Annotated in this window: 20 protein-coding genes; 13 read left to right on the forward strand and 7 right to left on the reverse strand. The window is 54.1% G+C overall.

Going from position 1 to position 25190, the window contains the following annotated elements; genetic code table 11:
• Positions 1–444: 444 nt before the first annotated feature.
• Together JUF11_RS07115 and JUF11_RS07120 are read left to right on the forward strand one after the other, a co-directional pair.
• Positions 445–1641 (forward strand): glycosyl hydrolase family 28 protein, encoded by a 1197-nt coding sequence (locus JUF11_RS07115; RefSeq protein ID WP_236000486.1) that lies wholly within the window; start codon positions 445–447, stop codon positions 1639–1641.
• Between the two features lie 66 nt (positions 1642–1707).
• Positions 1708–2646: a 2-dehydropantoate 2-reductase gene (locus tag JUF11_RS07120; RefSeq protein WP_204118984.1), complete on the forward strand. Its 939-nt coding sequence runs from the start codon at positions 1708–1710 to the stop codon at positions 2644–2646.
• A 50-nt stretch (positions 2647–2696) separates the two neighbouring features.
• Here JUF11_RS07120 and JUF11_RS07125 read toward each other — a convergent pair whose 3' ends face one another.
• From JUF11_RS07125 to JUF11_RS07145, 5 genes are all read right to left on the reverse strand, one after another.
• A complete protein-coding gene (locus tag JUF11_RS07125; RefSeq protein WP_204118985.1) occupies positions 2697–4175 on the reverse strand; it encodes a gluconokinase in 1479 nt (492 codons plus the stop codon).
• Between the two features lie 7 nt (positions 4176–4182).
• A complete protein-coding gene (gene gnd / locus JUF11_RS07130; RefSeq protein ID WP_204118986.1) occupies positions 4183–5079 on the reverse strand; it encodes a phosphogluconate dehydrogenase (NAD(+)-dependent, decarboxylating) in 897 nt (298 codons plus the stop codon).
• 220 nt (positions 5080–5299) lie between these two features.
• The gene (locus JUF11_RS07135) at positions 5300–6370 is read right to left on the reverse strand and encodes a mannonate dehydratase (protein ID WP_204119071.1); all 1071 of its coding nucleotides are present in this window, start codon (positions 6368–6370) and stop codon (positions 5300–5302) included.
• 5 nt (positions 6371–6375) lie between these two features.
• Positions 6376–7800: a glycoside hydrolase family 1 protein gene (locus JUF11_RS07140; RefSeq protein ID WP_204118987.1), complete on the reverse strand. Its 1425-nt coding sequence runs from the start codon at positions 7798–7800 to the stop codon at positions 6376–6378.
• An 89-nt stretch (positions 7801–7889) separates the two neighbouring features.
• A complete protein-coding gene (locus JUF11_RS07145; RefSeq protein ID WP_204118988.1) occupies positions 7890–9227 on the reverse strand; it encodes a PTS sugar transporter subunit IIC in 1338 nt (445 codons plus the stop codon).
• A 146-nt stretch (positions 9228–9373) separates the two neighbouring features.
• Here JUF11_RS07145 and JUF11_RS07150 point away from each other — a divergent pair, with 146 nt between their 5' ends.
• From JUF11_RS07150 to JUF11_RS07160, 3 genes are all read left to right on the forward strand, one after another.
• Complete coding sequence (locus JUF11_RS07150) at positions 9374–10048, forward strand: GntR family transcriptional regulator (protein WP_204118989.1); 675 nt, start codon at positions 9374–9376, stop codon at positions 10046–10048.
• Positions 10049–10155: 107 nt separating this feature from the next.
• Positions 10156–10857: an AzlC family ABC transporter permease gene (locus JUF11_RS07155; protein WP_204118990.1), complete on the forward strand. Its 702-nt coding sequence runs from the start codon at positions 10156–10158 to the stop codon at positions 10855–10857.
• Positions 10854–11180, forward strand: coding sequence for an AzlD domain-containing protein (locus tag JUF11_RS07160; RefSeq protein ID WP_203633687.1), 327 nt, complete (start codon positions 10854–10856; stop codon positions 11178–11180). The genes JUF11_RS07155 and JUF11_RS07160 overlap by 4 nt, the downstream gene beginning before the upstream one ends.
• 68 nt (positions 11181–11248) lie before the next feature.
• Here JUF11_RS07160 and JUF11_RS07165 read toward each other — a convergent pair whose 3' ends face one another.
• The gene (locus JUF11_RS07165) at positions 11249–12073 is read right to left on the reverse strand and encodes an LPXTG cell wall anchor domain-containing protein (RefSeq protein ID WP_204118991.1); all 825 of its coding nucleotides are present in this window, start codon (positions 12071–12073) and stop codon (positions 11249–11251) included.
• 199 nt (positions 12074–12272) lie between these two features.
• Here JUF11_RS07165 and JUF11_RS07170 point away from each other — a divergent pair, with 199 nt between their 5' ends.
• From JUF11_RS07170 to JUF11_RS07180, 3 genes are all read left to right on the forward strand, one after another.
• On the forward strand, positions 12273–13112 hold the full coding sequence (locus tag JUF11_RS07170; RefSeq protein WP_204118992.1) for an alpha/beta hydrolase: 840 nt from the start codon (positions 12273–12275) through the stop codon (positions 13110–13112).
• A 64-nt stretch (positions 13113–13176) separates the two neighbouring features.
• Positions 13177–14208, forward strand: a complete 1032-nt coding sequence (locus JUF11_RS07175; protein WP_204118993.1) for a Gfo/Idh/MocA family oxidoreductase — start codon at positions 13177–13179, stop codon at positions 14206–14208.
• 346 nt (positions 14209–14554) lie between these two features.
• Positions 14555–17266: an HAD-IC family P-type ATPase gene (locus JUF11_RS07180; RefSeq protein WP_204118994.1), complete on the forward strand. Its 2712-nt coding sequence runs from the start codon at positions 14555–14557 to the stop codon at positions 17264–17266.
• Positions 17267–17842: 576 nt separating this feature from the next.
• On the opposite strand, the gene JUF11_RS07185 is transcribed toward JUF11_RS07180, so the two are convergent.
• Complete coding sequence (locus JUF11_RS07185; RefSeq protein ID WP_204118995.1) at positions 17843–18592, reverse strand: MurR/RpiR family transcriptional regulator; 750 nt, start codon at positions 18590–18592, stop codon at positions 17843–17845.
• Positions 18593–18752: 160 nt separating this feature from the next.
• Between JUF11_RS07185 and JUF11_RS07190 the strand changes: the two genes are divergently transcribed.
• The 5 genes from JUF11_RS07190 (at position 18753) to JUF11_RS07210 (ending at position 25171) form a co-directional block, all read left to right on the forward strand.
• Positions 18753–20093: a 6-phospho-beta-glucosidase gene (locus tag JUF11_RS07190; protein ID WP_204118996.1), complete on the forward strand. Its 1341-nt coding sequence runs from the start codon at positions 18753–18755 to the stop codon at positions 20091–20093.
• Between the two features lie 148 nt (positions 20094–20241).
• Positions 20242–21318 (forward strand): GntR family transcriptional regulator, encoded by a 1077-nt coding sequence (locus JUF11_RS07195; RefSeq protein WP_204118997.1) that lies wholly within the window; start codon positions 20242–20244, stop codon positions 21316–21318.
• Positions 21319–21431: 113 nt separating this feature from the next.
• Entirely contained in the window at positions 21432–23018 is a 1587-nt protein-coding gene (locus JUF11_RS07200) for an FGGY-family carbohydrate kinase (RefSeq protein ID WP_204118998.1), read from the forward strand.
• Positions 23019–23041: 23 nt separating this feature from the next.
• Positions 23042–24466, forward strand: a complete 1425-nt coding sequence (araA, locus tag JUF11_RS07205; protein WP_204118999.1) for an L-arabinose isomerase — start codon at positions 23042–23044, stop codon at positions 24464–24466.
• A 9-nt stretch (positions 24467–24475) separates the two neighbouring features.
• Positions 24476–25171 carry an L-ribulose-5-phosphate 4-epimerase gene (locus tag JUF11_RS07210; RefSeq protein ID WP_204119000.1) on the forward strand — a complete coding sequence of 232 codons (696 nt, stop codon included), beginning with the start codon at positions 24476–24478 and terminating at the stop codon, positions 25169–25171.
• Positions 25172–25190 lie beyond the last annotated feature (19 nt).

A 25190-nucleotide genomic window follows, 5' to 3' on the forward strand; every position in this document is an offset into this window, starting at 1 on the left:
CGCCACAACTTCTATTTGATAACGGCCTGTTCTGGGATTGTCCTCAACGACTGGCTAACTTGTTCTTGCAATTTACGTAAGCAAGAAAAAGGCCACATTCTGTCGAAACAAATTAGCGAAAAACACTGTCAACGATGCCAGAAGCTGGCCGGGTTCTTTTTGGCATAGAGGGAAAATCGTTTGGTGCGATCTAAAACAATCGGGTTTCATGTGAAACACCCAATGCTTAAGAATCGCCTTTGACCACTCGTTTAACCCGAATACTCGGCACTCACTACCACAGAAGCAACCTTTTGGCGTCATTCGCCCTAAATTGGCATGCTTTTTGCGTATACGGGTTTGAAGGTTGGAAAAGTCAACTTGAGCAATCAGCATGGTGTTAATGTTGGCTCATGATTTTTCTGACCGCGATAATGGATAGAGAGGTGACGATACTTGACGAAAATGGCAGAGCTAATTGTGACTGATTATGGCGTCAAGGCAAACGTTGCGGCTGTTCAAACCCAGGCCTTTCAAGCGGCGTTAGATGCATGCCGTGATCTCGGTGGAGGAACGGTTGTTGTTCCAGCCGGGCAGTTTGTGATTGGTAGCATTCGGCTGTACAGCAATACACGGTTATTACTCAAAACCGGGGCCCTGATTAAAGGTTCCACCAACTTGGATGATTACCAGACCTTTGGGGAAGAGCCGGATATCGCCTATTTGCACAGTGAATACTGTGTTAAGGCCTGGCATTTGCCGCCTTATTATTTTCACGCCCTCATTGCCGCTTATGATGCCACCGACATTACGATTGAAGCCGAACCGGGGGCCATCATTGATGGGCAGGACGTGTTTGACCCAGCCGGTGAGGAATCGTTTCGTGGGCCCATGGGCATGGTGTTCGCCAGAGTCTCAGGGTTAACGCTCAAGCACTATACCATCCAAAACGCCGCGAACTGGGCGCATGTGATTGCGCGGTGCAAGGACGTTCAGATTAATGGCGTGACGGTGCTGGGCGGCCATGATGGCTTTGATTTGCATCACTCTCAGACCATTGAAATTGGGCACAGTGTCATCAAGTCCGGCGATGACTGTATTGCCGGCTATGACATTACCGATTTGACGGTGCATGATACGGTTTTGAATACGGCATGCAACAGCCTGCGCATTGGTGGGCGCCAGCTTAAGGTGACACGCTGCTTGTTTACCGGGCCTGGCGAATACCCGCATCGCAGTGAAAATACCCATGATACCCATGCCATGGTGAAATGGTACGCGATGGCGGCTGATGCGGCGGTCGAATCGACGACTTTTGAGATTAGCAACTCGGTGATGTTCCAGGCCCGGAATTTGGTCACTTACAACTATGGCGACAAGGTCATCATGCAAGATGGGCAACCATTGCGAGTCCTGAGCTTGGTGGGAGATGTGATTGGCCAGCTTGAGCAGACGTCAAAATTCTTCGGCCATGGCCAGCCTGTTCAGTTGAAGCTCAGCCAGTGTCGGGTGACCCCGCCAAGCGGTCAGCCTTTGCTCCAGATTGATGATGCGGCGACCGTCGTGCTTGATGATGTGACTTTGACCGCACCGACGACGATTCACCGGCGTGGTCAGCCGGCGGTTGCGTTGAGTGGCCATATTGAGCACCAAGTCATTTAGGCGGCTTGAGCTTTTGAATCCACTTCTTGAAGGCGGTAGAATAAACCTGAAAGAAGATGTTAAATCATGAAAATCACTGTTTTAGGGGTCGGCGGCATGGGCAGCCGGTTCGCCTTGATGTTGCACCAGGCGGGCAACGACGTGACGTTGGTTGACGGCTGGCAAACCAATATCGACGCCATTCGTCAAGATGGCATTCAGGCCAACTTTAACGGCAAGGCGGTCAGTGCCAAGATGCCGATTTACTCCCCGGCTGAAATCGAAAAAAGTGGCGTGCAAGCCGATTTGATTGTCGTCTTCCTCAAGTCTAACCAGTTGAAGACGATGTTCGATCAGGTCAAAGCGCTGATTCATCCGGATACTTACGTGCTGTGCCTGCTGAATGGGATCGGCCATGAAGACGTCTTGGAGCAATACGTGGCCAAAGATCACCTGATTCTGGGCATTACCATGTGGACTGCCGGCATGACCGGCCCTGGCCATGTCGAGCTGGTTGGGGATGGTGAAGTGGAGCTGCAAAACTTCGCGCCGGCGGGCAAAGACTTTGCGCTGCAAGTCGTGAATGTCTTTGACAAAGCAGGCCTACATCCCAAGTATAGTGAGAACGTAAAGTATTCCATCTGGCGTAAGGCGTGCGTCAACGGCACGTTGAACTGCCTGTGCGCTTTGCTGGATTGCAATATCGGCCAATTTGGCAAGACCAAGGAAGCGCCTGACATGCTCCACACGATTATCGCTGAATTTGCGGCGGTGGCGGCCAAGGAAGGCGTCAAGCTGGATCAAACTGAAGTCTACAATCACGTCGCGGCGACCTTCACGGCGAACATTGCGGATCACTATCCTTCCATGCACCAAGACCTCGTGCAGCACCACCGGCTCACCGAAATCGACTTTATCGATGGCGCCGTGGCGCGCAAAGGCGAGAAGTACGACATTCCAACGCCATACTGCAAGCTGTTGACGCAGTTGGTTCACGCCAAAGAACAACTGATTGGCGCGAAATAGGATATAAATAGGCGGCTGACATTTTCGTCAGTCGCCTTTTTGTATGACAGTTACGCGTTAAACGCATCGTATTCAGTTGCCATCACCTTAAACATGTGCTGCCAACGCGGCCACCACTGCTCGTATTGCGCAGCCACCTCGGGATTAGGCGCATAATGTGCAAAATCACTTGGTTCCTGGTTGATTTGGGCCAGCGAGTCCCAGCGGCCTAAGCCAAGTAGGCCAATGGCAGCAGCCCCGCGCGCGGAGCTTTGGCCGCCGTCCAACACCTTTAGCGGCCGGTTCAAAATATCAGCGGTCAACTGGCACCAAAACGGACTTTGGGCGAAGCCGCCGGCGGCAAACAGCGGTGCATCGCTGCCTGCCAGCTGCAGCTTTTGATCAACCAACTTGAGGTTAAACAGCATGCCTTCCACTGCCGCACGAATGAGGTCGGCGCGGGTGTGTTGAGCGGTCAGACCGAGGTAGCTGCCGAAGGCGTTGGAATCCCATAACGGGGCCCGTTCGCCGTGCAGATAAGGCAGGAACACCAGGTGATGTGCATTCGCCGGGGCCTCAGCGGCCTCGGCCAAAAGCGCCGGATAGTCGGCTTCCTGACTTGGATCAAAGACTTGCTGCAGCCAGTTTAAGACATTGCCGCCGTTGTTGACCGGGCCGCCATTGACCCAATAGCCAGGGGCGAGGTAATAGCTGAAGGTTTGGCCGCTGGGGTCCAGCTGCAGCTCATGCAGCGTGGTGCGCAAGGCGGCGGAAGTGCCAATGGTCAGTGTTTCGTCACCTGGGCGAATCGCGCCGAGGCCGAGGTTGCTCAACGGGCCGTCAGTGGCGCCGAGCACCAGCGGCAAGCCCACCGGCAGATCCAGTAATGCCGCTCCAGCCGTAGCCAGTGGCACATGCGCGGTGGTTTCAACCAGCGTGGGTAGCTGCGCCTCCGTGACCCCAGCCAGCGCCAGCAGGCCCGGGGCCCAAGCTTTATTTCCCGGGAAAAACAACCCCGTGGCATTGGCGGTGCTGTCATCCATGACATATTGCCCAGTTAAGACGGCAAAGAGATAGCTCTTGAGATCGAGCACATGCGCTGCGCGCGCCACCAGGCCGGGCTGCGTTTGGTTCAGCCAAAGCAACTTGGCGAAGGGGGTCATGGGATGAATCGGCACGCCGGTTTGCCGCAGTAACGCGGCTGTGGCCGGTTCGTGCAACTGGTCTACAATGGCCGCCGGCCGGTTGTCTGCCCAAGTCATGATCTGCGTCAGCGGCTGATTATCCGCATCGGTCAACACCAGACTGTGCATGGCCCCGGAGAAGCTCAGGCCAATCACCTGGGCAGCGTCAATCTGGGTTAACACTTCCCGCACGCCAGCCTGCACTGCCGCCAGCAAATCGGCTGGAGCTTGTTCCGCCATGCCTGGCGTGGTTTGCGTCAGCGGGTAGCCATGATTGGCACTGGCCAGCGCGTTAGCATTGAGGTCATAGGCGACCACTTTGGTACTGGTGGTGCCAATATCGACTGCAATAATGGATTCTGTCATATCAAACTCAATTCTTGTCGATCGGATGGCCGCCGAATTCGTTGCGCAGTGCGGCGACGACTTTACCGGTCATGGTGTCAGTCCGTTCGGAGTTGTAGCGCGCCATCAAGGCTGCAGTGATCACAGGCGTGGGCGTATGCTGGCGAATGCCTTCCTCAACCGTCCAGGCGCCTTCACCACTGGAGTGCATCACGCCTTTAAGCTGCTCAAGCTTCGGATCTTTGGAAAAGGCATCGGCTGCCAGCTCCATTAGCCAGCCGCGAATGACACTGCCATGATCCCACATGGCAGCGACAGCTTCGTTGTCATAGTCGAACGGTGAGTTGGCCAGCACATCAAAGCCTTCACCGATGGCCGCCATCATGCCGTATTCGATGCCGTTGTGCACCATTTTCAGATAGTGACCGGAGCCAGCGGGGCCAGTGTAGAGGTAACCACCAGGCTGAGCGATGGCTTCAAACAGCGGCTCAATTGTCGCAAACACGGCCTTGTCGCCGCCAATCATGAAGTTCCCATTGGCCCGGGCGCCGGACATGCCACCTGAGCTGCCGACGTCAAAGAAGTGCATTTGCTTGGCGTCAAAGGCCTTGGCTTCCGCCAGCGAATCCTGATAGTAGGAATTCCCGCCATCGATGATGCGGTCCCCGGCACTCGCCAGTTCGCGCAAGGACTGCAGGGTCGCTTTGGTGGGTTTGCCGGCAGGCACCATCACCCAAATCAGGCGCGGGGTCTGAAGGCTGTCAATCAAGGCGGCTAGGGTGTCAGCGGTGGTGACACCGACTTCAGCGGCGCGGGTGCGGGCTTCTGGCATCAAGTCGAAGGCTTTCACGGTCAGGTCGTGATCTTGCATGTTCTGAGCCAGGTTCAGACCCATTTTTCCGAGTCCAATCAATCCAATTTCCATGATGTGTTTGTTTGCTCCAATCTGTGTTTGCGATAGTCGTCGTTCAAAATAGTATCACTAAAGGGGCCAAGGACGCGAATTCTGACAAATAACGGTCTTTCTTCCAGCCTAGTCGCGCTACGTAGGGCCAACGCCGGAGTGAATAGCTACGCACCAAACCTCACCGGCAAAGAACGCCGGCAATGCTTGGTGCTAGGCTACCCATCCGGCTAAAGCGGCCCTACTCCGCAGCCTTGGCGCATGCTTCAATCAGCCCGTTCAGATACTGACTCCCAAGCGCGCGGTCGTACAGGCCATAGCCGGCCCGGCCGGTTTCGCCCCAAATCATGCGGCCGTGGTCTGGGCGGATGTAGCCGTCAAAGCCACTTTCAGTCAAGGTGTTGATGATCTCATACATGTCGATGGAGCCTGCCGAAGAGGCGTGCGCGGTTTCGTGGAAGTCGCCGTTTGCCCCGCGCTTCAGGTTGCGAGCATGCACGAATGGGACGCGATCCAGCCCGACGAATTCGCGGATAATCGCAGGGACGTCGTTGGCGGGGTCTTCGCCGAGGCTGCCGACGCACAGGGTCAGGCCGTTCATCGGGCTGTCGACCATGTGAATGATGCGGTCCAGATCGTTCCGGTTCTTGACGATGCGGGGCAAACCGAACAGCGGCTGCGGCGGGTCGTCCGGGTGAATGGCCATTTTGATGCCCTCCGCTTCGCAGGTCGGGATAATAGCGGCGAGGAAATAGCGCAGGTTTTCCGCCAAGTCGGCTTCGGTGACGCCTTCGTAGGCGGTAAACAGCGTGGCGAGGTCATCAAGCCGCTCTGGTTCCCAGCCGGGCATCGGGTATTCATCATGCGCGGCTTTGGCCTTGGCAATCATGGCTTGAGCGCTGCCTTGCACCTGAGTGTGGTCGAAGGCCAGGTCGGTGGAACCGTCTGGCAACCGGTAAAACAGATCGGTGCGGGTCCAGTCAAAAATCGGCATGAAGTTGTAGCAAATCACCTTGATACCGTACTTGGCGAGGCGTTTGATGGTGGTGATGTAATTTGCGATGTACTGGTCGCGGCTCGGCCGACCGAGTTTGATATCTTCGTGAATGTTGACGGACTCGATGACCTCTAGCTTCATGCCGGCAGCTTCCACTTGCTGCTTCAAAGCGGCGATTTCGGCTTCTGGCCAGGCGGCGCCGGCCGGCTGGTCGAACAAGGTGCCAACGATTTGATTCACGCCAGGGAGCTGACGAATTTGTTGTAACTTGACGGGATCGGCATCTTCACCGAACCAGCGGAAACTCATTTTCATGGTCATTAAGCGTATACTCCTTTGGCAAAAGCGGTGGTATCAGGCAAGGTGCGGTTTTTGATCAGGTCACGATACCAGAGGCCCGAGCGTTTCATTCGGCGGGCGAGGTTGTGCTCGAGGTCAATTTCCACCAGACCGTAACGATTCTTGAAGGCGTTCATCGGGGACACGCAATCGGTGAAGGCCCAGAGCATGTAGCCTTCGCAGTTGGCGCCTTCGTTCACTGCCTTGATTAGCCAGTGCAGGTGTTCCTGGATGAAGTTGATGCGGTAGTCGTCATTGATCATGCCGCTGTCATCGCGGAATTGAGCTTCGTTTTCGATGCCCATGCCGTTTTCACTGATAAACCACGGGAAGTTGTTGTATTCATGCTTCATGATCATGGCAAGGTCGTACATCATTGGCGGGTAGATTTCCCAGCCGCGGGAGGCGTTAAACTTGCGCCCTGGCAGGACAAAATCGTCGTAGTACTTACGCGGATTAAAGGCGGCTTGCGGATTCCACAGGTGTTCCGGTTCCCTGACGCGCGCGGGGAAGTACAGATTCAGGCCAATCACGTCGATGGTGTTTGCCGCAATGATGCCATCGTCTTGCGGCTCCGCCTTGAACTGGATGTCGTTGTGATCCAGCAAGGTCAAGAGCTCATGGCTGTAGTGGCCTTTGAGCAAGGGGTCGACGAACAGGCGGTTGTGGAACAGGTCATAGGCATGCGCGGCGTCAACATCGGGTTGATAACCCGCGGCGCGGGGATACGCGAATTCCCAGTTGTGGATGATGCCCACCCGGCCGGGTAGTTCCATGTCCCGGTAGGCTTTCACCACCAGCGCAATGGCGAGGACTTTGTGGTAATTGCACTGCATCCACTTTTGCGGATTGAGGTCATGCGGGTAGCGCACGCCGTCGAGGTGAATGCGGGTTTGCGGCACGATCGGTTCGTTGAAGGTGAACCAGTCGCAGACCCGGTCGCCGTAGCGCTTGAACAAAATGCGGGCGTATTCGACGAACAGCCGGACGACTTCGCGAGAATTCCAGCCGCCGAATTTATCCTGCAGGAATTGCGGCACTTCATAGTGTTCCATCGCAATCATCGGCTTGATGCCGGCGGCGAGCAAGGCGTTGATCACATCATCAATGTGCTGGGCGTAGTCTTCATCGACCGTGAGCTTTTCGTAATCGGTGAAAAAGCGGCCCCAGTTAATCGAGGTGCGGTAGGTTTTCAGGCCAATTTCCTTCATTAAATCGATATCTTCCTGATATCGGGTCATGAAGTCGGTGGCCACGTCTGGGCCTTTGCCATTGTGCCAAACGAAATACTCGTTTTTGTACCAATCATCCAAGTAGGAGTCTTGGCCCGGCTTTTTGCCTTTCCAACCTTCTGTTTGCCAGGCGGAAGAAGCGGCGCCTAATTGAAATTGTTCTGGAATTTGCATGAAGTCCTCCTATGATAACGGCTGCGTGACGGGAAATGAGAAACGGACCTGACGTTGTCGGTCAGATCCGCCTGTATTGCAAGTGAAAATTAGGCCTTAGCGTCGGCTTGATCAGCGGCATCGGCAACGTCTTGAGCGAGGTTGCGCTGATTATTCGCGATTTTGACGAATGGCAGGTAAATCAGAATGGAAACGAGGATGCAGACCACCTGAGTGGCAACCGCGCCCCAGCTCCCGCCAGTGGCCAAGAAGCCAGAAATCAAAGGTGGCGTTGGCCAAGGCGTGTAAACATAGGCTTTGGCCGCAAACCCAGTAATGGTGGCGATGTAGCCGATGGTCCCAGTGACCAGTGGGGTGATGACAAATGGAATCCCCAAGATTGGGTTCAGCACGATTGGCATCCCGAAGATGACGGGTTCGTTAATGTTGAACAGACCAGGGATGAAGGACAACTTGGCGATGGCCTTGAAGTCTTCTCGCTTGCTGACCATGAAAATGGCAATCAACAAGCCAATGGTTAACCCGGAACCACCCATGCTCATATACATATCCCAGAAAGGCATGGTGATGACGTTTGGCAGTGGCTTGCCAGCAGCAAAAGCTTCGGTGTTGGCGGTGATCGCCGCAATCAGCAGGGGTTCGCGGATGGGCTTGATCATCTGGTTGCCGTGAATCCCGATCAACCAGAACACTTGGGAAACCAGCATCAGCAGCAAGATCCCAGGCAGGCCTTGCACGACGTTTTGCAGTGGTTGTTGAACCAAGCTGTAAATAATGTCGAACAGGGACATGCCAGTGGCCAAGTTCACCAGGAAGCTGCCCAAAGCAATGATGGCAACGGTGAACATGGTTGGGAACAAAGCAGAGAAGCTGACCGAAACGTTACTTGGCACACTGTCTGGCATCGTGATGATCAGGGCTTTACGGTGCCGCAGCCAGTTGTAAAGTTCAACGGAAATGATGGCAATGAACATCCCAAGGAACAGGCCCTTAGTATCGGTATATTGCTTAGCGAAAACGTCCGTAACCGCAATCGTCTTATTATTGCTGGTGACAAAGTTATAAATAGAAGGGTTGATGCTGACATAACTCATGAGGGCGATGACGCCAGGGAAGTAACCCTCGATGTGATTGCGTTTCCCCATTTGAATCCCAATCAGGAACACGGCATAAATAGTGAAGAAACTCAGCGTGGCATAGTTGATGGCGGCCGTGATTGGCTTGAATGTGACCAGCCAGTGCAAGGCTTTGATCTGCGCCAGCCCGTTGACGTCATCGAAGACCATGCTGGAAAACAAAGTCGCAAAGGCCCCGGTGATAATGATCGGGATCAAAGAGTAGAATGATTCCTTAATCGCGGAGATGTACTTGTTGTTGTTCACAACCAGCGCAACGCGGTTAAGCCCATTGATGATCTTGTCTTTCATTGTACTTTTTCCTCCAAACTGATATATTAGTATATGAATACGATTTCATCATAACGAGGCAGGCCTCCTTTGTCAATTAAAATTTGAGAAAGCGTTACAATATGAGGGCAGTCATCCGTTTGACGACCGAAAAGTGAGGGACCAACGTGCAAAATCCAGCCGGTAACATGCAAACCACCGCCTACGACCAACTGCGCGACATGATCATCCATGCCGAGCTTATTCCAGGCGAAAAAATTAGCGAAGCCACTTTGATGACCCAGCTTAGACTGGGCCGCACGCCGCTGCGCGAAGCCATGATTCAACTGCGCCAGCAAGGCCTGGTGGAAATGATTCCCCAAAGCGGGACCTACATCACCAAAATCGACCTCACTGTCGCTGAGGACGCCCGTTTCGTGCGGGAAGTGCTGGAGCGGCGCATTGTCAAAGAGGCGATTCAGGCCCATAGCGCGACGCTGCTCACCACGCTGAAAAGCCTAATTGCCCAAGCGGAAGTGATGTCCGAAACCCGCGACCCGCGCGCTTTTTTCCAATTCGATAATGATTTCCATCACGCCTTGTTCCAGGCGGCAAATAAAGACACCGTCTGGCAGTGGCTCCAGAGTTTGAACATGCAGCTGGACCGCTTCCGCTGGCTCCGGTTGTCGGTCACGGCGCTGGATTGGAAAACCATCATTGCCCAGCACCAGGAGATTTTGCAGGCCGTGGCCGCTGGGGATGCGGCCGCCGGTGAAAAGCTGGTTGGGCAGCATTTGAAGTTGATGCTGGAAGAAGAAGGCAGTTTGCTGAAGCAGTATCCGGATTATTTTGTGGCCCGGTAAAAAGTCAGACTAAGCAGTCTGGCTTTTTGTTTTCAGCTTTTCCTTGCAACCTCGCCCACAATTGCTAAACTAGTTCTAACTAGTTTTTAATGTTGGGAGGCAGGCAGATGACAGGCGACTTGAGTTTTCGCGCGGGGTTGAAGGACGTTTTGCCCACGGTGTTCGGCTATATTGGCGTGGGGCTGGCGTTTGGCGTGGTCGCGCACACCGCGCACTTGTCAGTGTGGCTGGTGATGCTGATGTCCTTGATTGTCTATGCCGGCTCGGCGCAATTCGTGTTGGCCAGCATGCTCATCGCCGGTAGTCCAATCGGGGCGATGGTGGCGTCGGTATTTCTGATCAACGCCCGCATGAGCCTAATGTCGATGACCGTCGCCCCTTATCTCAAAAAAGAATCCTTAACCCAAAATGTGTTGATCGGCAGCCTGCTCACCGATGAAACCTTCGCCTTGTCGATGAATAAGTTGAACGCGACCAAGCGGCAGCTGAAACCGGCCTGGTTTCATGCCGCCAACCTTGGCGCCTACCTCGTTTGGTGCGTGGCGACGATGGTCGGGGTGCTGATTGGCAACATGATTCCCGATGCTAAAACGTTCGGGTTGGATTTTGCGGTGGTGGCGATGTTCATTGGGCTGCTGTACCTGCAGATGATCACCGATAAAACACGGCCGCTACTCCAGCATCTTACCGTGGCAGGGTTTGTGGCGCTGACGATGATTGTGCTCATGCGTTTCATCCCAGGCACCTCGGCGATTTTGGTGGCAACGGTGCTGGGCTGCTTATTCGGAATGGTGGCGGTGAAGCGATGACAAATTATATTCTCCTAACCATTGTTCTGAGTGGGTTGGTCACCTGGTTGCTGCGGGTCGTGCCGTTTGTCCTGGTGAAAACTACCACGCTTCCGGCGGCAGTGGTGCGGTTTTTGAGCTTTGTGCCGGTGGCGATTTTGACAGCGATTTTTGTTGAAAGTTTGCTGGTGTATCGCCCTGGCGCCTGGCCTGGCGTCAACTGGGAAAATCTCTTGGCCTCACTGCCGGCAGTGGTGACGGCGGTAATCACCAAGAGCTTGCTAGCGGTGGTGCTGGTGGGTGTCATCGCCATGGCCGTGATTCGACTGCTCGGCTGGGGATAGCTTGTTGCGATTCAAAAATAACCTTCATCAACTCGACTGCGAGTGATGAAGGCTATTTTTGAATCGCGTTAATGGCGGCGTAAAAGACCGAGACCGAAGAGACCAAGCAGCAAGGCGCCGCCGGCTAAAGCGACTAGCGGGTTGGCCTTGTCGCCGGTGGCTGGTAGGCGGTTGGCTGCCGTTGCTGGCCGCGATGAGCGGGACTGCTTAGCCGAGCTTGCGGTATTAGTGGTTGACCCCGGCGTTGGCACTGGCGTGGGTTTAGGCGTCGGCTTCGGGTCCGGCTTTGGATCAGGTTTCGGGTCTGGTTTCGGATCTGGTTTCGGATCTGGTTTCGGATCCGGCGTTGGATCTGGGCCTGGTTCTGGATCTGGACCCGGTTCCGGATCAGGGCCTGGTGTTGGTTCGCTTTGGCCGGTGATATGAAACGTCTGGCCTTGTGAGTAGCCTGTCATCTGCCCGCCATCCGTGCGGTGAAAGCTGATATTGGCAAATACATAGCTGTCGGTATCACCGGTAACCGTTAACGTGAACGGGATGGTGAACGTCCCACTAGGCGCAGTTGGGTCAGACGCAGTGGCTTGGCCGGTGACAATTTTCACTGCGGGATTATTGCTCAAAATAATGAGCGCATCAAGCGGCAACTCACCGGTGAGGCCGTAGTAACTAACAATGAGTTCGCCTGAGTAGGTCTGGCCAGCCACCACATCGGCAATATCTGACTGGTGGCTTTGCCCGTCCAGCATGAAGGTGAAATTACCAACCTCAAAGCCTGAGTTAACTGACTGCACGCTGGTCGTGGTGGCGGCTGCGACTGGCGTAGCCGCAGACCAAGTGGCGGTAGTAAGGCCAAGACAACTGGTCGTGGCCAAAATCACGAAATATTTTTTCAAAAAAGTATCCTCCTTAACGCAGGCATTATACAAGAGAAACCAACATTTATCAGCAATATACTTAAATTATTATCTAACACTGGTTGAATTCTAATGTCATTTTATAAATAGGTTTTTTAAGCCCGATAAAGTTTGCGTTTCTGTGCGATAAATTTGCGCTACACTGAAGCTAACGCATCATGCGTAGGAGGCTATCGTCATGCAACTCATCGTCAAGCAACTTCAAACCGACTTAACCAACAATGCCACGCTAACTGCATATTTAGCCGACAACTCGCCGGAAATTGAACCAGCCCGCGTGCGGCCGGCAGTGCTCATCTGTCCTGGCGGCGGTTATGCGTTCGTGTCTGATCGCGAAGCCGAGCCAGTGGCGCTGCGCCTGCTGGCGGCGGGGTACCAGGCCTTGGTGTTGCGCTACAGTGTTGGCCAAAATCATCCGTACCCGGCCGCACTGCTGGAGTTAGCCACGGCGATGCAACTGACCAGGCAAAATGCGGCGGCGTGGCACATCAATCCTGATCAGATTGTGGTGGCTGGCTTTTCCGCCGGCGGGCATTTGGCTGGCAGCTTAGGCACTAGTTGGGATGGTCCACTCTTGAAACGGTATGGTTTCAATGCCGCTGAGGTTAAGCCGAACGCGTTGATGTTGGCTTACCCGGTGATTACGGCCGGCAAGTTTGCTCATCGCGACTCCTTCCTGAATTTGCTGGGACCGAAGCCAGACGAGGCAGCACTGGCGGCAGTTTCGCTGGAACACCAGGTGAGCCCGGCGACACCGCCGACTTTCCTGTGGGCCACCGTGACGGACGATACTGTGCCAGTAGAAAACACGCTGCTTTTCGCCAACGCTTTGCAGGCTAATCACGTGTCCTTTGAGCTCCATCTGTTTCCAAGTGGCGGGCATGGCTTGAGCCTGGCGACGCATGAAACTTACAGCCAGCGCAATGCATACGGTATTGAACCGGTGGTGGCGCAGTGGGTGCCACTATTTACCAAATGGGTCGATACGCAATTCAACCGCGGGCCATTTGTGGCCTGAGCTTTGTATTTCCCGGGCAATTTCGCTACAGTAAAGTTATCCCAACCTGATGGAGGTTATCACGATGATTACAATGGCATATATCGGCAACGGCAAGGCGACCAACCGCTATCACCTGCCTTTTTCTCAGCAGGTGGCCGGTCTGAAGATCAAAACGATTTATGCGCGCCATGATAATTCACCATGGCCGAAGCAACCAGGCGTTGCTTACACGACAAACATCGACGACATCTGGAACGACCCCGAAGTGACGCTGGTGGCCATCACCACACCGCCGGCTGCGCACTACGAGCTAGCGATGGCGGCATTGACCCATGGTAAAAACGTGCTGCTGGAAAAGCCGTTTACTGAAACCGCGGCGCAGGCAAAGGAGTTGTTTGCCTTTGCGAAAAAGCAGGGCTTGCTGCTGGAAGGCTACCAGAACCGGCGTTTCGATTCTGATTTCTTGACCGTGCAAAAGGTGATTGAGTCCGGCAAGCTCGGTCAAGTCTATGAAGTCGAAAACAATTTTGACTACTACCGGCCGCAATCTTCCGAGCAGAGTACCGGCTACTCGCGCCTAGGCAGCTTCTTATACGGTCACGCCGTGCACACAGTGGATCAAGTGCTGTCATACTGGGGTGCTCCAGAGTCCATTCAGTATGACGTGCATCAGATGCTGGGGCCGGGCCATGATGCCGATTACTTCGATCTTGATTTGCATTATCCCAAGGGCTTGAAGATTTCGGTGAAGTCCAGTCACTTCCGTCTGATTTATCGGCCGTCCTTTGTGGTTTACGGCACGCGCGGGCGCTTCCTGAAGCAGGAAACTGATCAGCAAGAGGCCATGATGAAAAAATTCTACATGCCAAGTCCTGATCACCCTGATTTTGGCGTCGATACCCCAGATCAGTACGGGATTTTATCCTATATGGATGATGCCGGCCAATTCCACGAGGAAAAAGTGGTTTCGGCAGTCGGTGGGTATCAATATTTCTATGAAGCATTGGTTAAAACCCTGACCGAAGGCGCGCCGCAAGTGGTGACGCCTGAGCAGACGATTAAGCTGATGGAAATTCTGGAAACCGGGGCCGAGCAGCTGGAAGCAACGCTGTAAATTATTTGTTTTGAGATGTGAGCCAACTCTGACCGCGCAGGCGGTGATGGGGCTGGTTTTTTTCTATATTTAAAGGCTAATCATCAGGCTAAAGGCGCCTTCGTTCGCAGCCGTCCAGTTGCGCTGCGTAAGGCCAACGCCTGAGTGATTAGCTACGCTTAATGCCTCACCGCCAAAAAGCGGCGGTAATGCCTTAAGCTAGGCTAATCATCAGGCTAAGACCGGCCTTACTCCACAGCGTGTAAATCAGTCCCGAGTCCTGTTGCTTTGCGCTTTTGGTTTGGTTAAAATATGAGATACGAGCAGGAAAATTCTGCCAAATTTATGAGAAAAAGGATGATGATATATGGACGATCCCGGTGAACATAGGCCGATGACCCATTTAGACGTAACTACCCTTCAACAAGAACTCGATGTGCCTGATTTAGAGGCTGGCTTAACCAGTGAAGAGGCACAAAAGCGTTTGGCACAAAATGGGCCGAATGCGTTGGAGTCGCACACGACACCTAAATGGGTCATTTTCATCCGTCAGTTCAACAGCCTGATCATTTATATTTTGATTGGGGCCGCGGTGCTGACGACGGTGATGGGGCATATGACCGATACGATCATTATTGCCTTGGTCATTATTATCAATGCGATCATCGGTTATTCGCAGGAGAATAACGCCAGCAACGCGCTTGAAAAAATCAAGCAGATGCTGGCCCACACCGCCACGGTTTACCGCGATGACGAACGGGTCGATATCGACACGGCCGACATTGTGGTGGGCGATGTGGTGTTCCTCGAAGCCGGGGATAATGTTCCGGCTGACCTGCGCCTGTTCGACATTGATAATCTTTCGATTCAAGAAGCCGCTTTGACCGGTGAAAGTAATTCCGTGCAAAAGCAAGTCGAAGCCTTACCGGCAGAGACGCCGCTCGCAGAGCAAACCAATATGGCGTTTGCCTCCACCGCGGTCGCGACAGGTTCCGGGATGGGGCTGGTCGTAGCGACTGGGAAAGATACTGAACTGGGTAAGATTTCACAAGCGGTTGCCGACGTGCGCAAAGGGAAAACCCCGATGATGCGTGAACTCGACAACCTTGGGAAAGGCATTTCGTACGGCATTTTGGCCGTGGCCGTGGTGCTATTCGGCCTCGGTATGTGGTCGGGTCAATACACCATCGGCACTTTGGCGTTGGCCATTGTCACCATGGTGGTGGGCTCGATGCCAGAAGGCCTGCCGGCGACAACTTCCGTGGTGTTAGCCATGGGGATGCAGCAGCTGGTGCGCAAGGAAAACACCATCGTCAAAACCTTGCCGGCGGTGGAAACCTTGGGCTCGGTCGATGTCATTGCCACAGATAAAACCGGGACGCTGACGAAAAACGAAATGACCATCACCCAAATCGTCACCCCTAAGCACGAATATGAAGTGTCCGGCACGGGCTACACGCCAACCGGCCACTTTACTTTGCACGGCGAAACCGTGACGCCGCAGGACCGCGCCGACTTGCGCGACTTGCTGATTGCCGGCTTTGAAGCCAACGATACCACGCTGGCGAAAATCGATGGCAAATACGAAATCAACGGTGAACCGACAGATGGCTCGTTTTTAACCGCGTACTTCAAGGGTTATGAAGAAGAATCGGACTACGAAGAACTGGATATGCTGCCATTTGACTCGGATAACCGGTACATGGCCAAGTTGATGGCGCTGCCGAATGGGAAGCACCGCTTGTTCGTCAAGGGCTCACCGGATAAGGTGTTGCCGATGGCGCAGGCCGCGGACCCTGATTTTGATGCGCAACGCTACCTGGATCTGACTAAGAACTATTCCCAAAACGGCCAGCGCGTCATCGCGGTGGCGGCGCAAACCGTTGGCGCAGACGTGACTGAAATCACCGATGAACTGTGCACGGCTGGCGTGACCTTCTTAGGGCTGGCGGCCATCATTGATCCACCGCGGGAAGAAGTCATTGAGTCGATTGCTCACATGCGCATGGCTGGGGTCAAGGTGCGGATGATCACCGGGGACCACCCAGACACCGCGCTGGCGATTGCCAAAAAGCTGGGCTTGGCGGACTCCCCAACCGTAATCACCGGGAGCGAGCTGGCGGCGTTAAATGACGCCGACCGCACCAAAGCAATGGTGGCCACGGATGTCTTCGCCCGCACCACGCCGGCGGACAAACTCGCCATTATCACGGCCTTGCAAGAGGCCGGTAATGTCACCGCCATGGTCGGCGACGGCGTGAACGACGCGCCAGCGCTGAAGAAGGCGGATATCGGGGTGGCCATGGGTCAATCCGGGACCGACGTGGCGAAAGACGCGGCGGATATGATTTTGACCGATGATAAGTTCACCACCATGGAAAAGGCGATTGCCCAAGGTCGGCGGATTTATGACAACATCAAAAAGAGTATCTTGTTCCTGCTACCGACCAGTTTTGCGGAAGGCTTGGTCATCGCGTTTACGATTTTGACTCAAGACAACATGCCGCTGAACGCCAGCCAAATGCTGTGGATCAACATGGTTTCGGCCATCACGATTCAATTCGCGTTTATCTGGGAACCGGCGGAACCCGGCATCATGGCGCGGCCGCCGCGCTCGAACACCGCTAGCATGATGAACCTGCATGACATTGTGCAGATGATTTATGTGTCGGTGATGATTTCCGGGATTGGACTGATTGCCCATGACTTCTTGCTGGATAATGGCTATGTCACCGCCACGGTGGCGTCCACGATGATGGTTAACATCATCATCCTGGGGAAGATTTTCTACCTGTTCAACATTCGCACCAGTGCACCGGCGCTGTCGAAGCAGTTCTTCAAGAACCCGATGGCGTTCGTCGTCATTGGTTTGATGATGCTCCTGCAGTTCTCGATCACCTACGTGCCCTTCATGCAAGATGTCTTCCGCACCGCGGGGATGTCCTGGCTGGAATGGGGCGTTGCAGTCGGTGCCGGGGTGATTACCCTGATTGTCACCGAAGCCGACAAGCTCGTGCGCTTGGCTTATCGCAAGTGGGCGCATAAAGAGCGGGCCGTTGGAGCAGAGAAACAAGCTTAATCAATTGATTAGTCAATCAGTTGATTACCTGTTATAATGACAGCGAAGAGAAATTCCATGTCGATCACCGCATCGGGAGTAGTGACCTGATGTAAGCCGGCGGCGGGCGTCCTTAATGGGCACCCGTTTTTTGTTGCAATCAAAAACGCAGTGACCAGGTTAGTGAGACCTGGCCGCTGCGCCGTTAGTCAACGTTAACGCCGTCGACGATGATGACCGCAGTGACGTGCGCGCTGACTGTTAGGCTGCTGGTGCTGTTGCAGCACATGCCGACAAGCAGCAGTGATGCCCGTTGCCAGTAGCGATGCCATCGCCGGAGCGATGACATAAGTGAAGAGAAGTTCCATTCGATTCACCGCCGGGAGGCTCTAGGTGAGTTGCTCCCAGCGGTATAAGTGTAGCAGAGATAAAAAGTATTGACACTAGCTTTGTTTACCGCTATAACTGCCTGAATCGAGTGCCATAAAGGGTGTTAAAGCGATTGATTAATCGATTTATATCCGAAAGATCAAGAAATTTTTCGGGGTACATAAACAGTCAGTGGATGTTCTTGAATTGGTAACCGTTTTGCGTCACTCACCCCGCCCCGACTTCCTCATGCAGCAGCTTGGCAATATACTCCAACGTAAACAAGCACGGCACCTGCGATGTAACATCTTGTTCGACGTAGCTTTCCTTGGCGATGTCGGTAGCGATATTGACATCCGTCAGTCGCGCGACAGTGGATTGGGCACTGTTGGTGATCGAAATTGTGTGGCTATTGCGGAAACTCAGATTGCTTAGGTAGCTGATAATTTCAGGCGTTTCGCCCGATACCGAAAGCGCCACAACGCAAGCGTGGTCGAGCAGCGCCTTAGGAAAATACCGCTGTGGATAAGTCACCGGGTCTTCAATCCGCACCGCCATGTGAAACAGCGAGGAGAAGTACAGCGCGCCATATTCGGCCATGACATTCGACGAGCCAACGCCGATGAAAAGCACCAGTTCACATTGCCGCAGCAGTTTGACCGCCGCTTGAATATTGCGGTCGAAATCTGGGGTGCTGACGCGGTGGAAGAAGTTGATGTACATGCCTGAATCCACTGGCGCCGGGCGGCTTTTGGCGGCCTGCTCAGTGGCGAAGAGCTTCAGGCGAATTTTGAATTCCGAGAAACCGGCGCATTCGAACTTGTGACAAAAGCGCTGAATACTGGCGGTGCTACTGTGGGTGGCAGCCGCCAATTCGCGAATACGCATGTAGCTGACCTGGTCCAGGTGTTGTAGCACGTATTTGTAGATACTTAAGTCGACATCAGATAGAGCGACAGGATGATCGAGAAATAGCATAGGCAATACCTCCAGCGCTATTGTACCGCGAATGATACAGTGCGTATCACCAAAGTCACAAATGCCCATTTGCCGCCCATTTGCCCAATGCCACCTTAAGCCTAGCTGGAGTGAGTGCCGCTTCGTATAGTGAGGGTATCAAAGTTTGCGGAGGGAAAACATGAGTAAAAAAGCAATCAAAGTGGCCACGATTGGCGGCGGTTCAGGTTACACACCTGAGTTGGTCCAAGGGTTTTTGGATCGGTACGATGACATGCCGGTCAAGGAACTGTGGCTGGTGGATGTGCCAGCAGGGGAAGAAAAGCTGGCGATTATTGGCGCGATGGCGAAGCGGATGGTCGCACGCGCGCACCGGCCGCTGAAGATCATCACGACTTTGGATCGGCGGGCAGCGCTGAAGGACGCCGATTTTGTCACCACCCAATTTCGCGTGGGGCAGCTGCCGGCGCGGGTCAACGATGAAAACATTCCGTTGAAATATGGGCTGGTCGGTCAAGAAACCAATGGCGCCGGGGAGTTGATGATGGCGCTGCGCTCGATTCCCGTACTGCTGGCGATTGTGAAGGAAATGACCGAGCTGTGCCCTGATGCCTGGTTGATCAATTTTGCCAATCCAGCCGGGATGATGGCCGAGGCGGTGACGCATTACACCGGCTGGAAGAAAGTCATTGGGCTGTGCAATGGCCCTGATAACATCCAGCGTGATATTGTGAATGCGCTGCAAACCACCCGGGAGCATGTTGACACCGCGTTCATCGGGCTCAATCACCTCGTGTTCGCTAAGCATATTTATTTGGATGGGGTCGATGTGACGCGCCATGTCATTGATCTGGTCACTACCGAACACCAGCGCGTCGACAATCCTGGCGTGGGCAATTGGGACCGCGACTTTCTTCAAAGCCTCGGCGTGGTGCCGATTAGCTATCTCCAATATTACTGGAAAACCAAGCAAGTGGTGGCGGAAGAAGCCCGCGCCGCCAGTCACGAAGGCTCGCGCGCGGTGGTGGCACAGCGGCTGGAGCATCAGCTGTTTGACCTTTATCGTGACCCGCAGCTGAACACCGTGCCGCCGGAACTAAAAAAGCGCGGCGGATCAGGGTACAGTCAGGCGTCGTGCAATTTAATCTATGGGTTATATGCGGATCGGCGCGATATTCAAACCGTTAATGTGCCGAACAATGGGGCGTGCCTTGACTTGGCCCCTGACGCGGTGATGGAGTTGAATTGCGTGATTACCAGTCACGGCCCAATGCCACTGACAGTGGGCCATTTGCCTGTGGCGGCCGCCGGCATTGTGCGCGAAATGAAGGCTTTTGAACAAGTGGGGTGTGAGGCCGCAGTAACTGGCGATTACGCCACTGCCCTGAAGGCCTTGACCATCAATCCGCTGGTGCACAGTGATGTTGATGCGCGGCCGCTACTCAATGAACTGTTGCTGGCGAATGAAGCGTACTTGCCGCAATTTAATTTTGCGGCGTTGCGCGCCAACGGGACGCTTTGACTGCCATGAATAGCAGTAGATGCTTGAGCTACACTGCACTGGATGCGATTATCGCTTAATGCTATTTATTTCAAACGGTAGATGGTGTTAACTAGAGATTAAAGGTAAGCCGGTTTCGGATTGAATCACAGGCGGGGTGGTGAGGAGCATGCAGAGTCACGAAGCAGTTGAATTAGCCTTAAGGGAAGCGATAATTGCCGGGCGATACACTATCGGGGAAAAGCTACCGACTGAGCGCGTGTTGCTAACGCAGTTTCAAGTTTCCCGCTATGGACTGCGGCAGGCGCTGAAGGCCTTAGTTGATGAAGGCCTGTTGCGTGCCGTCCAAGGCAGTGGCTACTTTGTGGAAGATCCTCGGCATCGGCAGCGCAAGCAAGCAGCGCAGAAAATTATCGGCGTCATCACGACGCATCTGGCGGACTATATTTTTCCGCCAATCATTTCTGGGATCGACAGCGTCGTGAGTGCCGCCGGCTATGGCCTGATGCTGAGCAATACACATAATGAATTTGCCAATGAAGAGCGGAGCTTGCTGCGCATGATTGAAACTGGCGTGTCTGGCTTGATTATCGAGCCGACGCGCAGTGCCATGACCAATCCTAATTTAGCCCTGTATCGCCGGATTGCGTTGGCAGGGACGCCGGTGGTGTTCATTAACGCCGGCTACGCGGGACTGGCAGACTTTCCGACGCTGACCGTGGATGAGGCAAGCGGCGAGCGGCAGTTGGTAGAGTATTTACTTGAACAGGGCCACCGCAAGATTTTGGGCCTCTTTCAGATTGATGATCAACAAGGTGTCAACCGCATGCAGGGTTTCGTTCAAGCGTATCAAGCCAAACTGGCCGGAGTGGCGAGCGGTAATGTGATGCTCTACCAGTCAGGAGATCGTCTGGCGGAGCTTAAGGCGCGGATTCTCGACCAAGTGACAGGGGAGTTGAAGCCGACCGCGATTGCCTGTTACAACGATCAACTCGCCATTCGCCTGATTTCCTGGCTTGGGGAGATTGGTTTGAAAGTGCCAGCCGACATTTCCTTGGTCGGGTTTGACGACTATGAGATGAGCCGCTATCTGAACCCTGAGCTAACCACGGTGGTGCATCCGAAACGGCTAATGGGTGAGGATGCCGGGCGGGCGGTGCTGAAGGCGATTGCGCAGCAACGGCCAAGTTCGCGTCAATATCCGGCCAAATTGATGTTACGCGCCTCAACTCGAGCGCTCAGGTAAATTGATCCGAATTGGTTTGAAACAATTGAATTAATTTGATAGAGACGAATAAATCTCATACCTTGAAGTTGCACACGATGTGCAACTTCTTTTTTTATGGGTGGGAGAAACCAATGGAAAAGGCAATCAAACAAGCAATTCAAAGTGGCCGGCTGGTCTTGGGCCTAGAGCTGGGTTCGACGCGGATTAAAGCCGAGTTGTTAACGGATCAATTAACGCCGGTCGCCACCGGCGCGTATGGCTGGACCAATGATTATCAAAATGGTAATTGGACCTACAGCCTGGCTCAGGTTTGGCGTGGAATCCAGGCCGCCTACCAAGCATTGGCGACTGCAGTGAAGACGCAATACGATTGTCAGCTGGAACAGATTGGCGCCATCGGGATTAGTGCGATGATGCATGGTTATTTGGTTTTCGATGATGAAGATCAGCTGCTGACCCCTTTTCGGACTTGGCGCAATAACACGACGGCAGCGGCTTCAGCTGCGTTGTCCGAGTTGTTTGGGTTCAACATTCCCCAGCGCTGGAGTGTGGCACATCTTTACCAAGCTATTTTGAATGGCGAACCTGTGACTCGGATTAACACCATGACCACGCTGGCAGGCTATGTGCATTGGCAGCTGTCAGGGCAAAAGGTGGTTGGCGTTGGGGATGCAGCAGGGATGTTTCCCATAGATTCGGCAACCGGTCAGTATGACGCCACGAAACTGGCGTTATTCGACGCCTTGCCCGCCGTGCAGGCACAAGGCCTGCACCTCGAGCCGCTTTTGCCGACGCCGTTAAAAGCGGGTACCGTTGCCGGTTATTTGACACCGGCTGGCGCGCGCTTGCTCGATCCTAGTGGCGTCTTGCAGGCTGGTGCACTGATGGCCCCACCAGAAGGCGATGCAGGGACTGGCATGGTGGCGACTAACAGTGTGGCCGTCAACTCAGGCAATATTTCGGTGGGGACGTCCGCGTTTGCCATGGTGGTTTTACCAGCCGTGCCCAATCACTGGGATCCTGCCATTGATATTGTGGCGACGCCGACTGGGCAGCCAGTGGCGATGATTCACGCCAATAACTGCTCTTCTGATCTCAATGCTTGGGTCACGCTGCTGGGCGATGCCATCACTGCGGCGACGGGCATGGCGCCGAGCGACCTTTATCCCAAGTTTTTGGGGACAGTCCCTGAAGCAGATGCTGATTTGGGCGGCTTGTTGGCTTTCGCTAACTTATCAGGAGAAAACCTGACCCATGTCGAGCAAGGGCGGCCGCTTCAGGTCCGGACGCCTAGTAGCCGGTTGACGCTCCCCAATTTTATGGCCACGCAACTGTTTGCCGCTTTTGCCCCATTAGCCATTGGGATGGCGCAGCTTCAGCAGGAGGTCAGTTTGAAACAAACTGCGATGGTTGCGCAAGGCGGCCTGTTCCAGACGCCGAAGATTGCGCAACAAGTTTTGGCCGATGCCTTGGGGATGCCCATCACCGTGATGACCAATGCCGATGTTGGTGGACCGTTTGGCATGGCGGTGTTGGCCTTGTTTGCCCTGCAAGGCGGCGGTGATTTAGCGGCTTTTCTGAAGGCTCGGGTTTTTCAAGCAGCGACAGGCATCACCCTAACGCCGGCGGCCAAAGGGCAGGCCGCCTATCAGCAGTTCCTAATGCGGTATCAGCAGGCGCTGCCGCTGGCTCGGCAGGCGGGGAATTTAGTCGATTAGACCGATTGAATGGAGGATATGACATGAAATTAGCACAGGACTATGAGTTTTGGTTTGCCGTGGGTAGCCAAGCGTTATATGGTGAAGAAACTTTGAAACAGGTGGAAGCAGACAGCCAGGTGATTGCGGCGCAATTAAACGCAAGCGGCACCTTGCCTTATCCAGTCGTGTTCAAAGGCGTGCTCACCACCGCCGAGGGAATTACGGCCTTTATGAAAGAAGCCAACTATCGTGATCAAGTGGCCGGCGTCATCACCTGGATGCACACGTTCTCGCCAGCTAAGAATTGGATTCGCGGCACCAAGCTGTTGCAAAAGCCACTACTCCACCTCGCGACGCAGTTTCGCCAAGATATTCCCTACGAAACCATCGATTTTGATTATATGAATCTGAATCAAAGCGCCCATGGGGATCGTGAGTATGGCTACATCAATGCGCGGCTGGGGCTTCACAACAAAATCGTGTATGGTCATTGGGACACGCCGAAAGTGAAGGCGGAGATTGCGGCTTGGCAGGATGTGGCTGTGGCTTATGCTGAAAGTTTTCAGACCAAAGTGGCGCGTTTCGGCGATAACATGCGCAATGTGGCGGTAACCGATGGCGACCGCGTGGAGGCCCAGATTAAGTTTGGCTGGACTGTCGATTATTATGCCTTGCATGATGTGGTTGAGGTCATCGATGCGGTGACAGAAAATGACATTGATGACGCTTATGCGAAGTTAGTTGCGAAGTACCAGGTCGTGCGCGGAGACCGCGAGCCAGCGGCGTATGATCATGCCGTCCGCTATCAATTACGTGAATATCTTGGTATCAAGCAGTTCTTAGACGACCGTGGCTACAACTGCTTTACCACCAACTTCGAGGATCTCCATGGTTTGGAGCAGCTGCCAGGATTGGCGGCGCAGCTGCTGATGGCAGAAGGTTACGGCTTTGGGGCCGAAGGGGATTGGAAGACTTCTGCGCTCAGCCATGTGCTGAAGGTCATGGCGCATAATCAAAAAACTTCCTTCATGGAAGATTACACCTTGGATCTGCGACCAGGGCACGAGGCAATTTTGGGCTCGCATATGCTGGAAGTTGATCCTTCTATCGCGTCTGATCAGCCGCGCATCGAGGTCCATCCCCTGGATATTGGGGGTAAGGCCGATCCGGCCCGCCTGGTCTTCAATGGCAGTGCCGGAGCGGCCATCGATGTGACCTTGGCTGATTTTCGCGATGGCTTCAAGTTGATTGGCTATCCTGTTCATGCTAAGCAAGCCGAAAAGCCGTTGCCCCACTTACCAGTGGCCAGCCAGCTTTGGACCCCGACCGTTGGGTTAGAAAAAGGGGCCACCGCCTGGATTCAAAATGGTGGCGGTCACCACACGGTTCTGTCGTTCAACCTGACGATTGATCAAATTCAGGCGCTGGCGACGATGTTCGATGTTCAAGCGGTGATGATTCAGTAGGAGGCCAGCATGTTAGAAAAACTGAAAGAAGAAGTCTATGAGGCGAATATGCAGCTGCCCAAGCTGAACCTGGTGACTTTTACCTGGGGGAATGTCTCCGGCATTGATCGAGAGGCAGGTTTGTTGGTGATTAAGCCGTCAGGGGTGGCTTATGAGACCCTGAAGCCCAGCGATATGGTAGTGGTGAACCTGAAAGGGGAAGTGGTGGAAGGTGATTTGCGCCCATCCAGTGATACCCCCACCCATGTCGTCTTATACAACCAGTTTAAAGATATCGGTGGGATTGTGCATACGCACTCGCCTTACGCGGTGACGTTTGCCAGTGCTAATCTTGATGTTCCGGCACTCAACACCACTGCCGCTGACACCTTCTATGGGGATGTCCCGGTTTCGGATCCGCTGTCGCAGGCCCAGATTGAACGGGCTTACGAAGAGGAAACCGGCAACGTGATTGTCAAAACCTTTCAGGAGCGGCATTTGGATCATGACGCGGTGCCAGCGGTACTGGTTAGCCAGCACGGGCCCTTTACATGGGGGGCAACGCCGGCCAAGGCGGTCTATAACGCCAAGGTGCTTGAGGTGGTCAGTCAGATTGACTATCAAGCCATGACCTTAAGTTCAACCGACCATCACGTACCGCAGTACCTGCTCGACAAGCATTATTACCGCAAGCATGGCAAGCATGCCTATTACGGGCAAAAATAAGGCTTCAAACACACAAAAA

The organism is Lacticaseibacillus suilingensis, from assembly GCF_016861845.1.
Classification (GTDB): Bacteria; Bacillota; Bacilli; order Lactobacillales; family Lactobacillaceae; genus Lacticaseibacillus; species Lacticaseibacillus suilingensis.

Excerpts from the sequence above, each read along its gene's own strand:
- JUF11_RS07115 (WP_236000486.1), top strand. The coding sequence starts at position 445 with ATGGCAGAGCTAATTGTGACTGATTATGGCGTCAAGGCAAACGTTGCG.
- JUF11_RS07120 (WP_204118984.1), top strand. The coding sequence starts at position 1,708 with ATGAAAATCACTGTTTTAGGGGTCGGCGGCATGGGCAGCCGGTTCGCC.
- JUF11_RS07125 (WP_204118985.1), bottom strand. The coding sequence starts at position 4,175 with ATGACAGAATCCATTATTGCAGTCGATATTGGCACCACCAGTACCAAA.
- gnd (WP_204118986.1), bottom strand. The coding sequence starts at position 5,079 with ATGGAAATTGGATTGATTGGACTCGGAAAAATGGGTCTGAACCTGGCT.
- JUF11_RS07135 (WP_204119071.1), bottom strand. The coding sequence starts at position 6,370 with ATGAAAATGAGTTTCCGCTGGTTCGGTGAAGATGCCGATCCCGTCAAG.
- JUF11_RS07140 (WP_204118987.1), bottom strand. The coding sequence starts at position 7,800 with ATGCAAATTCCAGAACAATTTCAATTAGGCGCCGCTTCTTCCGCCTGG.
- JUF11_RS07145 (WP_204118988.1), bottom strand. The coding sequence starts at position 9,227 with ATGAAAGACAAGATCATCAATGGGCTTAACCGCGTTGCGCTGGTTGTG.
- JUF11_RS07155 (WP_204118990.1), top strand. The coding sequence starts at position 10,156 with ATGACAGGCGACTTGAGTTTTCGCGCGGGGTTGAAGGACGTTTTGCCC.
- JUF11_RS07160 (WP_203633687.1), top strand. The coding sequence starts at position 10,854 with ATGACAAATTATATTCTCCTAACCATTGTTCTGAGTGGGTTGGTCACC.
- JUF11_RS07170 (WP_204118992.1), top strand. The coding sequence starts at position 12,273 with ATGCAACTCATCGTCAAGCAACTTCAAACCGACTTAACCAACAATGCC.
- JUF11_RS07175 (WP_204118993.1), top strand. The coding sequence starts at position 13,177 with ATGATTACAATGGCATATATCGGCAACGGCAAGGCGACCAACCGCTAT.
- JUF11_RS07180 (WP_204118994.1), top strand. The coding sequence starts at position 14,555 with ATGGACGATCCCGGTGAACATAGGCCGATGACCCATTTAGACGTAACT.
- JUF11_RS07185 (WP_204118995.1), bottom strand. The coding sequence starts at position 18,592 with ATGCTATTTCTCGATCATCCTGTCGCTCTATCTGATGTCGACTTAAGT.
- JUF11_RS07190 (WP_204118996.1), top strand. The coding sequence starts at position 18,753 with ATGAGTAAAAAAGCAATCAAAGTGGCCACGATTGGCGGCGGTTCAGGT.
- JUF11_RS07195 (WP_204118997.1), top strand. The coding sequence starts at position 20,242 with ATGCAGAGTCACGAAGCAGTTGAATTAGCCTTAAGGGAAGCGATAATT.
- JUF11_RS07200 (WP_204118998.1), top strand. The coding sequence starts at position 21,432 with ATGGAAAAGGCAATCAAACAAGCAATTCAAAGTGGCCGGCTGGTCTTG.
- araA (WP_204118999.1), top strand. The coding sequence starts at position 23,042 with ATGAAATTAGCACAGGACTATGAGTTTTGGTTTGCCGTGGGTAGCCAA.
- JUF11_RS07210 (WP_204119000.1), top strand. The coding sequence starts at position 24,476 with ATGTTAGAAAAACTGAAAGAAGAAGTCTATGAGGCGAATATGCAGCTG.